14 protein-coding genes are annotated in these 16,062 nt (G+C 39.2%); 3 read left to right on the forward strand and 11 right to left on the reverse strand.

What is annotated here, in order from left to right; genetic code table 11:
• The first annotated feature begins 3 nt into the window (after window positions 1-3).
• Window positions 4-480: a Cys-tRNA(Pro) deacylase gene (gene ybaK, locus B4N43_RS02400; RefSeq protein ID WP_286732534.1), complete on the forward strand. Its 477-nt coding sequence runs from the start codon at window positions 4-6 to the stop codon at window positions 478-480.
• Window position 481: 1 nt separating this feature from the next.
• Here ybaK and B4N43_RS02405 read toward each other — a convergent pair whose 3' ends face one another.
• From B4N43_RS02405 to B4N43_RS02440, 8 genes are all read right to left on the reverse strand, one after another.
• Window positions 482-1,249 (reverse strand): methyltransferase domain-containing protein, encoded by a 768-nt coding sequence (locus tag B4N43_RS02405; RefSeq protein ID WP_145331293.1) that lies wholly within the window; start codon window positions 1,247-1,249, stop codon window positions 482-484.
• 42 nt (window positions 1,250-1,291) lie between these two features.
• Window positions 1,292-2,275 carry a lipoate--protein ligase gene (locus B4N43_RS02410; protein ID WP_070569302.1) on the reverse strand — a complete coding sequence of 328 codons (984 nt, stop codon included), beginning with the start codon at window positions 2,273-2,275 and terminating at the stop codon, window positions 1,292-1,294.
• 132 nt (window positions 2,276-2,407) lie between these two features.
• Window positions 2,408-3,412, reverse strand: a complete 1,005-nt coding sequence (locus B4N43_RS02415; RefSeq protein ID WP_145331291.1) for a glutathione synthase — start codon at window positions 3,410-3,412, stop codon at window positions 2,408-2,410.
• A gap of 13 nt (window positions 3,413-3,425) precedes the next feature.
• Window positions 3,426-5,258 carry a flavohemoglobin expression-modulating QEGLA motif protein gene (locus B4N43_RS02420; protein ID WP_145331289.1) on the reverse strand — a complete coding sequence of 611 codons (1,833 nt, stop codon included), beginning with the start codon at window positions 5,256-5,258 and terminating at the stop codon, window positions 3,426-3,428.
• Window positions 5,248-6,027, reverse strand: coding sequence for an N-formylglutamate amidohydrolase (locus tag B4N43_RS02425; RefSeq protein WP_286732537.1), 780 nt, complete (start codon window positions 6,025-6,027; stop codon window positions 5,248-5,250). Before B4N43_RS02425 ends, B4N43_RS02420 begins: the two co-directional genes overlap by 11 nt.
• An 818-nt stretch (window positions 6,028-6,845) precedes the next feature.
• Window positions 6,846-8,132 (reverse strand): Glu/Leu/Phe/Val dehydrogenase dimerization domain-containing protein, encoded by a 1,287-nt coding sequence (locus B4N43_RS02430; protein WP_286732538.1) that lies wholly within the window; start codon window positions 8,130-8,132, stop codon window positions 6,846-6,848.
• Window positions 8,104-9,231 carry a 4-hydroxyphenylpyruvate dioxygenase gene (gene hppD, locus B4N43_RS02435; RefSeq protein ID WP_088160885.1) on the reverse strand — a complete coding sequence of 376 codons (1,128 nt, stop codon included), beginning with the start codon at window positions 9,229-9,231 and terminating at the stop codon, window positions 8,104-8,106. The genes B4N43_RS02430 and hppD overlap by 29 nt, the downstream gene beginning before the upstream one ends.
• Window positions 9,232-9,262: 31 nt before the next feature.
• A complete protein-coding gene (locus B4N43_RS02440; protein ID WP_286732540.1) occupies window positions 9,263-10,420 on the reverse strand; it encodes a homogentisate 1,2-dioxygenase in 1,158 nt (385 codons plus the stop codon).
• A 317-nt stretch (window positions 10,421-10,737) separates the two neighbouring features.
• Here B4N43_RS02440 and B4N43_RS02445 point away from each other — a divergent pair, with 317 nt between their 5' ends.
• Both B4N43_RS02445 and B4N43_RS02450 read left to right on the forward strand, forming a co-directional pair.
• Window positions 10,738-11,712: a fumarylacetoacetate hydrolase family protein gene (locus tag B4N43_RS02445; RefSeq protein ID WP_286732541.1), complete on the forward strand. Its 975-nt coding sequence runs from the start codon at window positions 10,738-10,740 to the stop codon at window positions 11,710-11,712.
• 10 nt (window positions 11,713-11,722) lie between these two features.
• The gene (locus B4N43_RS02450; protein ID WP_286732542.1) at window positions 11,723-12,622 is read left to right on the forward strand and encodes a flavin reductase family protein; all 900 of its coding nucleotides are present in this window, start codon (window positions 11,723-11,725) and stop codon (window positions 12,620-12,622) included.
• Window positions 12,623-12,728: 106 nt separating this feature from the next.
• Here the strand turns inward: B4N43_RS02450 and B4N43_RS02455 are convergent, their stop codons facing one another.
• Genes B4N43_RS02455 through B4N43_RS02465 form a run of 3 tightly spaced genes read right to left on the reverse strand, consistent with a single transcriptional unit; the run spans window position 12,729 to window position 16,051 of the window.
• Entirely contained in the window at window positions 12,729-14,345 is a 1,617-nt protein-coding gene (locus B4N43_RS02455) for an FAD-dependent oxidoreductase (protein ID WP_145330039.1), read from the reverse strand.
• Complete coding sequence (locus B4N43_RS02460) at window positions 14,323-15,840, reverse strand: polyamine aminopropyltransferase (protein ID WP_286732543.1); 1,518 nt, start codon at window positions 15,838-15,840, stop codon at window positions 14,323-14,325. The genes B4N43_RS02455 and B4N43_RS02460 overlap by 23 nt, the downstream gene beginning before the upstream one ends.
• On the reverse strand, window positions 15,833-16,051 hold the full coding sequence (locus tag B4N43_RS02465; RefSeq protein ID WP_088163497.1) for a DUF350 domain-containing protein: 219 nt from the start codon (window positions 16,049-16,051) through the stop codon (window positions 15,833-15,835). Before B4N43_RS02465 ends, B4N43_RS02460 begins: the two co-directional genes overlap by 8 nt.
• Between the last annotated feature and the right edge of the window lie 11 nt (window positions 16,052-16,062).

Below are 16,062 nucleotides of genomic sequence, written 5' to 3' on the forward strand. Positions count from 1 at the left end.
GGTATGTCGAGTAAAACAAATGCTGTTCGGCTGTTGGACACAGCAAAAATAACGTATGAACTCAGAGCATATGAGGTAGACGAACAGGACGTCAGTGCTGAGCATGTCGCCGAAACCCTAGGTTTGTCGCCCGAGACACTTTATAAAACCTTGGTCTTAAAAGGCAACAAAGATCCTTATATTGTCGCCGTAGTTCCCGGAAATGCACAGCTCGACCTAAAAAAAATAGCGAGAGCCTCTGGGAATAAGAACTGCGAAATGCTCCCGATGAAAGACCTTTTAACGGTGACCGGCTATATTCGTGGTGGCTGTTCACCTATTGGCATGAAAAAACAGTTCCCAACCTTTGTTGAAGAGGCCGCACAATTGGAGACAGCGATTTCGGTAAGCGCGGGAAAAAGGGGGCTTCAGATTATTTTAGCTCCAACAGACCTGGCTACGATCACAGCTGCCCATTGGTCCGATCTGATCGATATGTGAATTACCCTTTACGCCCATATAATAAAATGCGCTTGAAAGAATAGATCGCTGGAAATTTAGTGAAATGTTTTTCGATGCGTGTTTTAAATTCAGTTACAAACACAGACTTCTTATCTTCCTCCAATTGTTCCATGTAAGGAATCAAAGCAGACCCAGCGATAAAATTATAAAGCATGTCTGCATCAGCAGCGATGAGCGGATAGACACGAAGAGAAAGGTTTAGTTGATCCAAGCCATTATCAAATAACAATTGCGCATATGTATCAATATCCAATACCGAAGAAGGCCTATTCCAGCCCCTTAAATAGGATCGATAGGGTTCTTCCGTCGCCAATTCAAATAAAATTTTATTGAGTATATTTTCGGGCTGATAAGGCATTTGTATCGCCAATTGCCCACCAACATTAAGCTTAGAAATAATTTGAGGGAAAAGAACCTGATGATCTTCCAGCCATTGTAAAGCAGCATTACTGAATATAAGATCCCAGGTTTTTGGCTCTGCAAGGAAGGTCTCGACGGAACTTTGCCTAAATTTCAGACGTTCCGTTTCCAACTTATGGCTTTTAGAAAGCATTTCCGCAGAAGAATCTATCCCAAGAAAGGTCGCTTGAGAAAATTGTTCGCTTAAGATAGCTGTCTGTTCACCTGTACCGCAACCTAAATCGACGGCATGTTCCATTTTATCGGTAGTAATTAGTTCAGATAAATCATAAAACGGTTTAAAACGGACATCTTTAAATTGATTGTATATAGCTGGATTCCAAGGCATATATTTATTAATTAACACCCGTATCGGGCAATACTACATTTTCTATTTAAACAAGGTAAGAATTTCTGCGGGTTCAACTTTTCCAAAATACGTCGTCAAATCAATTGATTTCAGTAAGGTATCAATCTCTCCTACTTCATGCTTTTCACCAATCAATAAATTTTCAAGTTCATGAATTGATCGGGATGCAAAAAAATCACCGAAAATTTTAGCCCTTTCAATGTATCCTTTATGTACATCCAAATGCAACTCGATGAATCCCGCAGGGATCTTAATTGCTTTTTTAAAGTTATAATTTGGTGAAAAACCGAAGTTCCAATCCCATGTTTCATACTTCTCTTCAACCAATTTTTCTATATTTTTAATATCCGAAGCGGTAAACTCAATCATTTTGGCTGCCGGATTCTCACGTTTTATTTCTTCAATCAACAATTCCTTAAAATCTCCAGTCGTAAAACCAGCAGGTAGATATTCAATTAAGTTTGTGACACGTGCGCGATTCGATTTTACAGCCTTATCTACAAACTTCAATGGATTGACCTTTAAAGCATCGCTTAATACCTGCATCTGCGAATCAATCAATATCGTACCATGTTGAATCATCTTCCCATTTTTTGCAAGCTTGGCATTTCCACTAAACTTCTTCCCATCTACCAGGAGGTCATTTCTTCCTTCTAATTTTGCAGGGATGTCCAATTTGTTCAAAATATGTACAATCGGCTGTGTAAAGGTAGAAAAATCCATAAAATCATGATTTCCCAATAAGGTATGAAAAGAAAAATTTAAGTTTCCAGCATCATGATAAACAGCACCACCGCCAGACATTCGTCGCACAACCTTAATCTGATGCTCGTTGACATAATCAAGATTGATTTCGGACAAGGTATTCTGAAATTTACCCACGATAATTGAAGGGTCATTTACATAGAGTAAAAAAATATCCTCTTCAGGAAATTTACCCAATAAATACTCCTCTGAAGCGATGTTAAAATAGGCGTTGCGGGATGGAGAATCGATAATCAGCATATTTTTCTTTTTTCAAAAATAACAAGAATTTAATTCCTGTAATTCATTTCAAATTCATAATTACCGCAAATCATTAACTTAGCACTCCCGCAGCGATTTCAACAACATCAATTTTCATCGATACAATTGTCATCAACCTCGTTCTCTGAAAGCAACCTTCTCCGCTAATTTTTCAATAATAAGCGCCGAAAAATCTTCTTTTACAATTTCTTCCGTCTGGCATAATGCGCCCGGACTAAATACATTGATTTCCATAATACGATCTCCTACCACATCCAAACCAACAAAATACATTCCGTCTTGAACTAATTTATTCCGGATCTTATCAACCATAAGCAATAACTCCGGTGAAATAATAGCTTCTTGCGTCTTTGCACCTTGATGCACATTGCTCCGAATCTCATCCCCCTGTTGCACGCGATGAACAGCAGCATACTTACCATTGATCGAAATAGGCTCTCCATTTAGTAAAAAGAATCTAATATCACCGCGGGCAGCTTCCGGAAGATATTCCTGGCCAATCACATAACCATCTCGGGCAATAGCCTCTACAGTTTGCTTGAGGTTTTGCTGATTATCCTTATTGATTAAAAACACGTTTTTACCGCCGGACCCCTTCAAGGGTTTCAAAATAATAAGCTTATTCTGTTGTTCAAAAAATTCAATGACATCGGCATAGTTTCGGGTTACAATTGTTTTAGGTCGAATAGATTCATCAAATCCCTCGAGATACAACTTATTACTAGCCCGACTAAGGCTATCGGGATCATTGATAACCAATACACCTTTTTCTTTTAGGAGAGCGGCAAATTGTAGGGCTGAAGCGGCAGCCCAAGGTCGGCTAACCATATCGAGGACTGGATCAAACCGTAGCCAAACCACATCCATATCTTCCAAAATCATCTTCGTTTTCTCTGTTGCGCGCAATACTTCCATGAGGCTATTGGTAGAGGTAAGCATCTGATCAGGGAGTACTTTTCGCACATGGGCGGCAATATGGGCCGACTCATAGTAGAAATCGGCCAAGCCAATATAATAAATTTCATGTCCCATTTGATGGGCTTTCAATGCCAAAACAGTCGTCGTGAAACGAGCAGTTTCTTTATGGGTTTGGTTGATCACGAATGCTATCTTCATATAAAATATCTGATTACTGAATCATTTGAAATATTCCATTACTTTTTTTGAGCTGTAACAAGGCATCCTTGTATGGATCCATTAGATACCTTGGTGTCAGGACCGGGGCCTTCAAGACGCCCTTTAACATGAGTTCTTCAACGATTGGTATATAATCTTCGCGGATTTTACCCATCGTCAACAGGGATAGATCTCGCCCGCTCTTGATATAATTAGTCAATTCGATTAAACCACTCAAGTATAATGCATCTTTGGTAAGCCCACCACTTCGATAGACCCGCATCGTCATTTGAAAAGCTGTTTCGGTCAAAAATTGGTACTTATCTACCAATACTGAAAATGTATCAATAAATGAACCGCCCTGCTGCATATGATGGACAGCGATAACTCTGCCTGCCAGAATACGTAGTCTATTATTTGTCAGACCGCCCACCAAATACTCAGCAAGTACAGCGAGGCCTTCCTGAAGTTTTTCATAACCGGGAACCCCCAATCTAAAGAGACTGAACGGCTGTTGCTTCCCATTATAGTAAGTAACAATATGTGTACCGACCTCATGTTGAATCAATGCCTTTACCCTATTCCTTGGCAAACTATACTGCTTACTTATATTGAGTACGCCTTGATTCACCATCACGCCATAAATATCATCCCGTAGCCTCACTGTGGTGCCAAAGCTTGGATCTTGGTTTTTCAGATAATCCAATTCTTCCTGGGCGAGCTTAGCGAACTCTTCGGCATAGACAATATCCTCTTCTTTCGTTCTCACTTCTCGATCCGTTGTCGTAATGGTCAAAATTGCCTGAGCCTTTTCCAACAATTTTTCATTGACAGTACCAAAAACCTGCATACTGCCCAACAAAAATCCTTCTTTTCCCCGCTCACTCAACATGGTCATCATCTGATCAAGCTCCTTGCGTTTATCACGAAACAAATAAGCAATGGATGGATCAAATAAATCTTCGATATGCAAGTTATAGAGGTTTCTCTTGATAATATCTGGATCAATAGGCATGGGCCTATATCGAAAAACAGGAGTTTTTCGATAATTTCCCTTCTTAAATTGCTGCCAGGCATCATAAGAATTTGTTGGTGTAACCAATAATAAAAAATCAAATCGTTGGCTTTCCCGCGCTAATTTCTGATCAATCTCCCAAGCTAAAGGAAGCATCTTTTTAGGCTGACTTATTTTAAATGCCGTAGGTTTAGATAAGGTATGTATACGAATGAATTCAAAGAATGTTTTCGACAGACTCCTGGATATGGCTTCACGGAAATGACGCAGATCGATCGGTAAAATTTGCTGATCTACGCCTAAAAGGTATTTCGGTTTTATCTCCAGCCCCATGTAAAATATATTGGTGTTCAGATTATCCAACTGTACACTCGAAGGGGATAAACTTTGCGTTGCATTTGTTTTGGAATCTGTCAATATCTCCACTTTGGAAATCGATTCTTCTGTTGTTAGTTGCTTACCTAGATACTGAGCGATAGCTTGTACATTTTTCCGTGCAATATGAATTTGGATATCTTCCTCCTGTGCTGAATCTGCTGCCCAAGCTTCAATAATCAAACAAGCACCAAACTCTTCGACAAGTTGATTGAGGATTGGGGCGATCCATTCAGAAACATTCATCTGTGGATCTCTTACCCTAAAATAAGCTGGTTCTGATTTAACCAACTCTGCCAGCATAGGATCTTGACTAAAAAACTGTCTGTATAAAAACAGATAAGGAACAACTTGATTAAATACCAGTTTGTTTTTTGGCGGAATCTGTACGTGGAAAACCTCCTTATTTTTGATCATTTTTAAAATGCCAGCAAGTTGTTTCGCATTATCTTTCATAGGCAAAATAATTTTCCAGTGTTCCAATGCTGTGCAAGAGAAGTTGCTTATATTCCTGAAGCTTTTGCGGATATACTTCCCCAGTCCATTCGTCCATAAAGTCTTTCCGAAATTCGATAGAAAAAATACAGCCTTTATCACCAAACTTATCATTCAAATACGCAGAAAGGAATCCGCCCTTAAACTTGACATTCTCACGTACGTCGTAAACTTGTCCATCTTTTCCAGTCTGTAGTGCTTCCAAAATCTGATCAGTCAGCGTTCGCCATTTTTTATGATTATGTTGTGTCCCAATATTGATCTGCGGGTCGGTTTCATTATTCAAACTGGTTTCAGCCCCCCCGCGACGCATATTATAACTATGAATATCATACACGATAAAATAGCCATAACGATCAATCGTGCGCTGAATAGCTTGGTTTATTTCATCATATATGCCATCATAGGCTGCATACAGCTGATCTTTTAGTTCATTGGGTAGATCTGTTCGCCATACCCGCATCCCCCAAGATTGCTCAGGTGTAAGATAAATAGCATCTTCTCGTTTTCGATTAAGATCCAGTTGAAACCTGGAAGTTCCAGATACAAATCGATTACAGGGTAATTCGGCCAAAATAGCCGTATAAGGATCCTCTTCGCGTAATCGTTCCTCGTCTGAAATATTTATGTAGGGCATCAAATGCGCATCGACCTGATGTCCATCATGAATGGCAAAAGCCCAAAATGGGCTATCGTAATTTTCAAATTGATAGCGATATGTTAAAGACATGTACCTTTTTTTAAACAGTTTACGTCAAATAGACAGCATTGATTGCTGACCTTTTTGTTTAGATAAACGCTTATGAGTAACAAAAGGTTTGAAAATTAACTGGATTGTCTTGAGAATTAGGGGCTCCCCCTCTTATCCGAAAAGAGGCTGTTAAAAATCGTTAAACAGCTAACGGGTTCAGTACATTGGCATCCTTCTTGAATATTATTTTGTAGTTTCATAAATTTAGGTTAATAATTTAGTTAGTTTATAAAAAACCTGTTAGTCCCCGCTAACAGGTTTTTTATTTCCCCTAAAAAGAAAACAAAATAAATAGTAGTACATTTTATTGAAAATCAATAGCCAATAGTCAAAAAATGTTAAAAAGTAAAAAAAACTCCAATCAGTTGAAACATTTCTTGAACTTACTACGTTATATAGGTACTTTTCATAAATTTAGGTTAATAATTGGTTAGGAAAACTCCTGTTGCTCCCCGCTTCGGGAGTTTTTGTTTATCAGTACTTTAAGAAAAATAAAAAACAAAAAATTTCATCAAGAGGACCAGTATTTGAAAACTACAGGATGAAATTTGTTTTTAGTCTACCCCGTTTTGATCTTTCAACAAAACTTCAAAAAAATCAAATTTCAGGCAGAAATTTTAATAACAAAAAAATGACAATATGTTCATGCTAAGAAAATAAGTTTTGGCATAGGTATTGCACTGTTTTAAGCATTCATAAATTTAGGTTAATAATTGGTTAGTTAAAACACTTGAAGTTCCCCGCTTCAAGTGTTTTTTTTATAGCGTTATAGCAGAAGTAAATTAGAGTTTAGCCTCTTATTGTTCGTTACCGGTTTCCACCAACTGTTTTAATGCAATTTCATATGCTCTCGATGATATATGTGTCTTTTTAGAAGAAACGGTCCTAATTTTCTTTAATGCTTCAAAAATCACACTGGAAACATCCGAAAAAATTGCGTCATCACTAATTTCGATATTACGTTGCATTAAATAAGCAAATACTCTCGCCATACCACAATTCGCAATAAAGTCTGGTATGACCGCAACATGCTGATCTGCGAACTCCATAACAGGCCCATAAAATATTTCTTGATCTGCAAATGGTACATTGGCACCTGAAGCGATCACCTCAAGCCCATGATTTACCATGTGCTGGATCTGATCTTTTGACACTAGGCGGGAGGCCGCAGCAGGCACAAAAATATCCGTTTCCAGGCTCCATATTTCTTTTTGTATCTGATCAAAGGGAATCAGATCCGGAGAACAAAGCTCATTGCCTTTTCGCTCTAAAAACAAACGGGTAATATCTTCCTCTCCAAATCCTTCCGGATTGATCAGTCCGCCGACTCGATCAATTATACCAACTATTTTTACACCAAGTTTAGACAGATAAAATGCCGCTGCGGCAGCAACATTACCCCAACCTTGAATTACCGCTCGCTTTCCAAAGCAATTTTCGTCAAAAAGTTCATAATAATGACGAATTGACTCTGACACGCCATATCCCGTGATCATATCTGCCACTTTGTACTTGCGCTTCAGATCCGGGCTGTAGGAGCTATCTTCCAATACTTTGGAAACCCCATAACGCAATTGTCCAATTTGATGAATACGATTGCTTTCATTCACCTTAAAGTGACCATTCAAAATACCTTCTTGAGGATGCCATAGTCCATATTCTTCCGTCAACGGGATTACATCATGAATTTCATCGATATTCAAATCTCCACCTGTCCCATAATAGTTTTTCAATAGCGGTGTGACAACCTTAAACCAACGTTCTAAGACTTCATTTTTCCTTGGGTCACGTGGGTCGAAATCAATTCCAGATTTTGCTCCCCCTATTGCAGGGCCCGATACCGTAAATTTGACCTCCATTGTTTTTGCCAAAGATTCTACCTCATGCCTATCCAATCCAGCCCGCATTCGGGTGCCCCCGCCAGCTGCACCTCCACGTAAAGAATTGATAACAATCCATCCTCTAGCATCAGTTTCACTATCTTTCCATTCGAAAACAATTTCCGGACTTTTATGCTCAAAAGCCCGCAATAATTCCTTCATCCCTTTCATATTTCTATAAGTTTCCTCGGCGTTCTTGTTCACGTTCTATTGCTTCAAAAAGAGCCTTAAAATTTCCTGCGCCAAAACTTTGTGCCCCCTTACGTTGGATGATTTCATAAAATAAAGTTGGTCTATCTTCTACCGGTTTTGTAAAAATTTGCAGCAAATAACCTTCTTCATCACGATCAACTAGAATACCCAGTTCTTGGATGATCCGTATCTCTTCATCAATTTTTCCAACTCGTTCGGGCAACATATCGTAATATGCTTCGGGAGGAGCACCCAAAAATTCTACTCCCCTTGCTTTAAGTTCCCGCACGGTGGCCACAATATCTTTGGTTGCTAGAGCCGCATGCTGAACACCTTCACCCTCATAAAATTCAAGGTATTCTTCTATCTGCGATTTTTTCTTTCCTTCGGCAGGCTCATTAATTGGAAACTTAACAAAGCCATTTCCATTGCTCATCACTTTACTCATCAAAGCCGAATATTCTGTATTAATTTGCTTGTCATCAAAAGATAAAATATTGACAAACCCCATCACATCCTGGTACCATTTTACAGTTTCATTCATCTTATTCCAGCCAACATTACCCACACAATGATCAACATAAAGCAGTCCAGTTTCCGTTGGATTGTAATCGCTTTCCCATTTTTCATATCCTGGCATAAATGGACCAGCATAATTGCGGCGTTCAACAAACATGTGAACTGTTTCGCCATAGGTATAAATGCCTGCTGTCCAAACTTCTCCATTTTCATCCTTCAGAAGTTGTGGTTCCTGATAGACTTTCGCTCCCCTATTTGTTGTTTCTTCAAATGATTTTCGTGCATCATCTACCCAAAGCGCCAATATTTTGACACCATCACCATGTTTTTTAACATGTTCTGTTATAGGGTGGTCAGATTTCAACGCTGTGGTAAGCACTAAACGTATTTTATTTTGTTTTAACACGTAGGATACCCGATCTCGAACGCCTGTTTCCGGTCCGGCATACGCATCCGACTGGAAACCAAAAGCTGTTTTGTAATAATGTGCGGCCTGTTTGGCATTGCCAACATAAAATTCAATATAATCTGTGCCATTAATAGGTAGAAAATCTTGCGCTTGGGCAATCTTTTCTGCAAATGTATTTGCCATAATTTATATAAAGGTTATTCTTTTATTTTTCCTAATTCATCCAAGATTTATAATAATCTGGATCTTCTATATCGAGTGCTTCTTGGGTTAACATCAGTGGTCGAAAAGGATCGATCATCACGGCCAACTCCTCGGTTTTCACTTGCCCAATGCTTTTTTCCACCGTCCCTGGATGAGGTCCATGCGGTATACCACCTGGATGTAACGTTATCTGTCCCCTTTCCACGGATTTTCGACTCATAAAATCGCCATCCACATAATATAGGACTTCATCTGAATCTACATTACTATGGTTATATGGTGCTGGAATCGAATGAGGATGGTAATCATACATACGAGGGCAAAAACTGCATAAGACAAAATTGTCTGTTTCAAAGGTCTGGTGAACGGGTGGCGGTTGATGCAATTTACCTGTTATCGGCATGAAATCATGAATCGAAAATGCCCATGGAAAATGATAGCCATCCCAACCAACAAAATCAAATGGATGGCTCCCATAAACATACGGATAAATCATCCCTTGCTTCTTGATCTTCACTTCAAAGTCACCCAGTTCATCAAAAGTTTCCAAATTTTGAGGTACCCGAATGTCCCGCTCAAAAAAGGGCGCATGTTCCATCAATTGACCAAATTCATTGCGATAACGTTTGGGCGTACGTACGGGAGAGAATGATTCAACAATAAACAGTCGATTATCTTCCTGTTCAAATTCCATTTGATAAATCGTTCCTCGGGGGATTACCAAATAATCTCCATACTTGAAGGGGATACTCCCATATCCAGTCTTGAGTTTCCCCATCCCCTGATGGATGAAGACAATCTCATCTGCCTGGCTATTTTTATAAAAATAGTCATCCATCGACCGACGGGGAGCTGCTAAGGATATATGTAAGTCCTGATTAACCAACACAGGTGTCCTGCTTTCGAGGTAGTCATCTTTTGCCTGTACCTGAAATCCCTTTAGACTGGTATGTTTAAGATGTTTGTCGCGGGCAATCCGGGGAGACACATCATAAGGCTCTCTTATTTGTTTAACGAGTGTGGGTGGATGACAATGGTACACTAAGGAATAAAGACTGGAAAAACCATGTGTGGATACTAATTCCTCGGCATAAAGCGTGTTATCGGGCTTTCTAAAAACAGTATGTCGCTGCATTGGAATTTGCCCTTGTTTAACATAAAATGGCATAATTCTACGATTTAAACGGTTATAAAATTAAATGAATATCCAAATTGCCAATAGAACTATCGGCAAGTAGTAAAAGAGAAGATTAGTATTGTGCAAAAACGATATCAGCTATGATTGCTTTATTAAAAGCAACATAGGGCATGGAGGACGCAAAGCGATGTACACCACGATTGATCATTTTTTATAGTTTATAATGCTTTAATAAAGGTAAGAATATTTTTCTATTTTCAAGAGAAGAAATATTTTTTTCAAATCTTATACAATATATTTGTGTCGAATGCTAACAACATTGAATAACCAAATAGAACACTTCATATATGAGAATTGTCACTAGCACTAAAAATGGTCAACAAGAATTGGGCATTGTTATAGACGACCGCTTTTATAGTTGCTCAGTCATCGATCAAAACCTTCCCACAACGATGTCGGACTTCCTCAATGGTGGCGAAGAGACCATGAATCAGCTACAAATCTTTGAAACAGCTTTGCGTCAAGGAGCTATGAACAGGCCCTATCGTCTACTAGACGATATCCAACTCATCGCCCCCGTGCCACAGCCAACATCTTTTCGTGATGCTTACGCTTTTCGACAGCATGTCGCAACCTCGAGAAGAAACCGCGGATTAGATATGATCCCTGAATTTGATGAATTTCCCGTTTTTTATTTCTCCAACCATCAGTCCATACAGGGACCTGGTCCCGTTCAATGCATGCCCTTACATTTAAATCAACTGGATTTCGAACTAGAAATTGCAATAGTCATCAACAAACCAGGAATCAATATCCCCGCTACTCAGGCGGATGAGTATATTGCTGGCTATATGATTATGAATGATTTTAGTGCCAGAAAACTCCAAATGGAGGAAATGAAATTGAGTTTGGGCCCTGCCAAGGGCAAAGATTTTGCAACAGCAATTGGACCTTACTTGGTGACAAAGGATGAATTGGAACCTTATAAGGTTCAACCTGCAGCAGGACATATTGGCGACTGTTATGAGCTCAATATGACTTGTAAAGTAAACGGCACGCAAGTCTCAGCGGGTAATTTTGCGAGTATGCACTGGACTTTTGCAGAAATTATTGAACGTGTTTCCTATGGTGTACAAATTTCCCCTGGTGATATAATCGGTTCTGGGACAGTCGGAACAGGCTGCTTTCTTGAGCTCAATGGTACAGCACGCATAGCGGATCCTAATCATAAAGACCAATGGCTCGACCTTGGCGATGAGATTGAACTAGAAATCACGGCGCTCGGAAAACTTTCCAATTCTATTGTATTATACCATTCATAAATCTACGGATATGACCTCTTCCTTTGAAACCATCACCTTTGAATCTGTTAAAGACAAAGCTATTATAGATAATTTAATTAAGTATGCTGTTGCACCGCGGCCAATTTGCTTTGCAAGCACGATCGATAGCAATGGAAACATAAATTTAAGCCCCTTCAGCTATTTTAACCTGATGTCCCATCAGCCGCCAATCTGTGTTTTTTCTCCCTTGCGACGCATGCGTGATGGTAGTACCAAACATACATTGGATAATATACAGGAGGTTAATGAAGTTGTCATCAATATTGTTAACTACGATATGGTCCAGCAACAATCACTTGCCAGTACCGAATATGGCAAGGAAATAAATGAATTTGATAAGTCGGGTTTTACGCCCATTCCCTCTATTCGAGTCGCACCACCTCGTGTAGCCGAATCCCCAGTCCAGCTGGAATGTCGGGTCAGAGAGGTTATCGCATTAAGCGATGAGCCAGGAGCTGGAAATCTCGTTATCGCCGAGATCCTCTATATGCATGTCCATAAACACGTGTTGGGCAAGAACAATACCATTCAACAAAAAGATTTGGATCTGGTAGCCCGGCTCGGTGGTGATTGGTATTGTCGTGTAACCGACGAAAACTTATTTATTGTCCCGAAGCCCCTCCGTAGCCTGGGAATTGGCATAGACCAACTTCCAGAAAAAATTAGATTTTCGAATGTATTAACCGGAAATCACCTGGGGTTGCTGGCTAATGTAGAAACACGACCAACATTAAAAGACCCGCAGCAAGAAGATAAGTACTTCAACTATCTGAAGCTAAACTTTGAAGACAGCCCATCAAAGTTCACACAAAAAATTCACGAATATGCTGCCCAACTATTAGATGCGGGCAAACTTCATGAAGCCTGGCAAATTTTATTAAGGGGCTAGTATTAAAGTATCTTAGCATATAAATCTCTTTCACTTTCCTTGTGCTGCACTAAGTATATGGAAAGTGAAAACTTAACCAGACCGTTAGCTTTGTAACAACGCGCACTTAGCTAAGATCGGCAATCAGCTGATCTACGGCATCTAAACCTTGATAAAAAGCTTCCTCAAAAATCGAAATACCGCTTAAATCGGAGTGTGCAAAGTATACTTTGTCCCCAATCGATTTTGCTAGTTCAGTACGCGCTTGTGAAGTCAAAAATCCCTTGACTGGGCTAATCATACCATGCCCATGTCTAAATATTTCCATACTAATAATCTCCTTCTCTATTCCATAGTGAGCTTTTTCAAGATCAGTTAAAATAAAGCTCTTCCATTGTTGATCCGTCCAAGCAAATAACTGCTTTCGATTTTGTTTTAAATCGCCATCTCCTAAACTGTGATAATAACTAATTACAAATGGACTATTGAATTGCTTTAAGCTTTGATGCTGATCGTAAACGTATCCTAAACCATGCCCCTTATAGATGATATTCTCCCAAGAAAGAGGTACACCATCAGCAAAAGGAAAGCGACGCAAGACAATAGTGGCTACAATCCAGGGCGCATAATGAAATTCCCTAGTTATTGAAGTTCTATTCGGTAACAAATACTGATTGACGAATTGGGGACAGCAATTTATAATACGGTCTGCTTTTATAACTTTCGTAATTGCTTTAGCTACGTCATATACAGAAACTTCTACTTTCTCGGCTTTGAAGTCAATCCGAAAGGCCATATTCTTATTCAAGACTTTTCCTTTGACATATTTTTTGAGATGAGAGGCCAGCCGCCCATTTCCCTCTTGCCAAGTCAACACCAGATCCTGATAGTCGTCCCAATCGTGTTTGCGACTTGCAAAATAATGTATCCCTGCAAATGCAGAAGTACACTTTATTCCAGTACCATAGTCATCTCGGCAACAATAATTTACATATTCTAGAAGAGCTTCGGTATGATATCCCTGACTTTTCAGCCAAGATAGCATATCCTGCCCGTCAAGAACTGTTCGATCATGGGTCTGTGAAGCATTACGCATGGGAATATCAAATACATATTTACCATCGGCGCCTTTCAACTTTTTGAAATCTTGCATTTGCCGAAAGAACCGCGCAAGTTCTGCGGATTCAGCATCCGAAATCCCATAGCTGGGTACAATTCCCTCCTGCCATACATTATGAATAAACAGTCTTTCATGCGGTGCAAACGAAAGCTGTTCTTCATCAAAAATGGGCTTGCCTGTGCTAGTCCATTCTTTTATAATTCCCGATTCTTCCAAAAATTGAAGCAGTTCCCTATTGGAGGCATTGGGAATAGGAAGATAATGTGCGCCCAAAGGATAAGCACTATGTGCATTCTGACCATTCCGGGCATTTCCTCCAACCTCATCTTCTAAATCCAAAAGGATGAAATCAGAATAGCCCTTCTGTTGTAGACGGTAAGCAGCTGAAAGCCCTGCTATGCCGCCACCCACAATCAGGATGGGTACTTCTATTACTTCGGTCGAAGCGGGGAAATCCGGAAATCGAAGCCGGTGCCCCAAAATATGATTGGTTCCTGTTAGCTGCAGAAAAATATGGTTCACTTTCGTTCGACAGGCCTGTAAAAATTGAGCACCGAGTGCCAATAAAACTGTCGCTTTGAGAAATCCTCGCCTTGATTGATTAGATTTTACCCCATTCCTCATCAAAATACCGCACTAAAATTTGATTATCCAATCGATTTATTTCTACCTTTTCCGTTGTACGCATATCAGCTGGAAAATTTGTCAATTCTTCAAACTTATAATTATAATAACGAACTTTATCTACACGGCGACGTAATTGAGTAAAGCGTTGCTGCATATTCGTAGAGAATAAACAAAAACCCCATTCTCCAAATGACGGTACATAAGTATGGTAGGCAATATTATTCGGAAAAACCGAACCGATGGTCTCATGTATACACCAATAAGATTTGGGAGCGAAATAGGGCGAAGTTGTCTGTACCGAAACCATGGTGTTATCTGTCATTAGAGCTGCCAACGTTTGATAGAAGCTGTTGGTGAACAATTTCCCTAAACTATAATTAGAAGGATCTGGAAAATCAATAATCATGACATCATATTTATCCTTTGCCGACTTGGCCCATATAAAAGCATCCTGATTGATGACAGTTACCCGAGGATCGTTTAGCGAACCTTGATTATACCGAACCAACAGCTCATTCGTCTTAAATAATCTTGTCATTCCTTCATCTAAATCGACCAACGTTACCTTTTTTACTTCAGGATATTTTAAGATTTCCCTTACAGCAAGCCCATCCCCTCCTCCAAAAACTAAAACATTGGAAATATCTTTAGCCATGGACATGGCTGGATGCACCAATACTTCATGATAACGATATTCATCTTTCGTGTTAAATTGTAGATTATTGTTTAGGAACAACTGATAATCACCTCTATTTTCTGTCAAGACTATACGCTGATAGGGCGTAGAATGTTTGTAAATAATATTATTCCCATATAATTGGCTTTCGGAATACTTCAACAGATCATCTGAATAAAAAAAAACTATGGATAGCAATACCAAACAAGAAACAGATTTCATCTTTATCCAAATTGGATTTTTCAATTTTTTTGAAAGGTAGAACGATAAAAATACACCAACCAAGATATTGATAATACCAAAAAATAACGATGTCCCCATAACGCCAAGCTTTGGGATAAGCAGTATAGGAAATAAAACCGAAGCGATCAAAGCTCCAATGTAATCGAAGGCAAAAACATTGGAAACTAAATCTCTAAACTGTATTCTATCCTTCAAAATATTCATCAGCAGCGGGATTTCCATTCCACAGAGGCAGCCTGTCAGAAACACGAAGAAATAGAGCACAAACTGAAAATGTTCGATCCGCTGGAACATCAAAAACAAAACGACAGAACTGCAACCACCAATAAGTCCGATCATCAATTCAATATCGATAAATCGATCAAATAAATTTTTGGTAATATACTTTGCCAAAAACGATCCCACCCCCATTGAAAACAGGTATGTACCAATTATAAATGAAAACTGCTTAACAGAATCTCCCAATAGGTAACTCGCCAATGCGCCAGCAACCAACTCATAGATCAGACCACAAGTAGCGATGATAAAAACTGCCAATAAAAGAAATATGGGCAAATTATTTCTCTTACCCATGTATTGCTGCAGCTATAATTATAGATATCCCTAAAATAAATGCAGCAAAAACAATCGCCAAGGCCATATTTTTGTTCTGTACAATTTCCTGCCAGGATTTTTCCGGGGTTAAACGCTCAATAACCCAATAAGCCAACAACAATACAGCTATCCCTACAATTGAGTAGATTAATGAAGCTGCTACTCCTTTATAAAATAATTCGTAATTCATGTTTATATTGT

This window comes from Sphingobacterium sp. UBA1897 (assembly GCF_002337775.1).
GTDB classification, from domain to species: domain Bacteria; phylum Bacteroidota; class Bacteroidia; order Sphingobacteriales; family Sphingobacteriaceae; genus Sphingobacterium; species Sphingobacterium siyangense.

Excerpts from the sequence above, each read along its gene's own strand:
- ybaK (WP_286732534.1), top strand. The coding sequence starts at position 4 with ATGTCGAGTAAAACAAATGCTGTTCGGCTGTTGGACACAGCAAAAATA.
- B4N43_RS02405 (WP_145331293.1), bottom strand. The coding sequence starts at position 1,249 with ATGCCTTGGAATCCAGCTATATACAATCAATTTAAAGATGTCCGTTTT.
- B4N43_RS02410 (WP_070569302.1), bottom strand. The coding sequence starts at position 2,275 with ATGCTGATTATCGATTCTCCATCCCGCAACGCCTATTTTAACATCGCT.
- B4N43_RS02415 (WP_145331291.1), bottom strand. The coding sequence starts at position 3,412 with ATGAAGATAGCATTCGTGATCAACCAAACCCATAAAGAAACTGCTCGT.
- B4N43_RS02420 (WP_145331289.1), bottom strand. The coding sequence starts at position 5,258 with ATGAAAGATAATGCGAAACAACTTGCTGGCATTTTAAAAATGATCAAA.
- B4N43_RS02425 (WP_286732537.1), bottom strand. The coding sequence starts at position 6,027 with ATGTCTTTAACATATCGCTATCAATTTGAAAATTACGATAGCCCATTT.
- hppD (WP_088160885.1), bottom strand. The coding sequence starts at position 9,231 with ATGGCAAATACATTTGCAGAAAAGATTGCCCAAGCGCAAGATTTTCTA.
- B4N43_RS02440 (WP_286732540.1), bottom strand. The coding sequence starts at position 10,420 with ATGCCATTTTATGTTAAACAAGGGCAAATTCCAATGCAGCGACATACT.
- B4N43_RS02445 (WP_286732541.1), top strand. The coding sequence starts at position 10,738 with ATGAGAATTGTCACTAGCACTAAAAATGGTCAACAAGAATTGGGCATT.
- B4N43_RS02450 (WP_286732542.1), top strand. The coding sequence starts at position 11,723 with ATGACCTCTTCCTTTGAAACCATCACCTTTGAATCTGTTAAAGACAAA.
- B4N43_RS02455 (WP_145330039.1), bottom strand. The coding sequence starts at position 14,345 with ATGAGGAATGGGGTAAAATCTAATCAATCAAGGCGAGGATTTCTCAAA.
- B4N43_RS02460 (WP_286732543.1), bottom strand. The coding sequence starts at position 15,840 with ATGGGTAAGAGAAATAATTTGCCCATATTTCTTTTATTGGCAGTTTTT.
- B4N43_RS02465 (WP_088163497.1), bottom strand. The coding sequence starts at position 16,051 with ATGAATTACGAATTATTTTATAAAGGAGTAGCAGCTTCATTAATCTAC.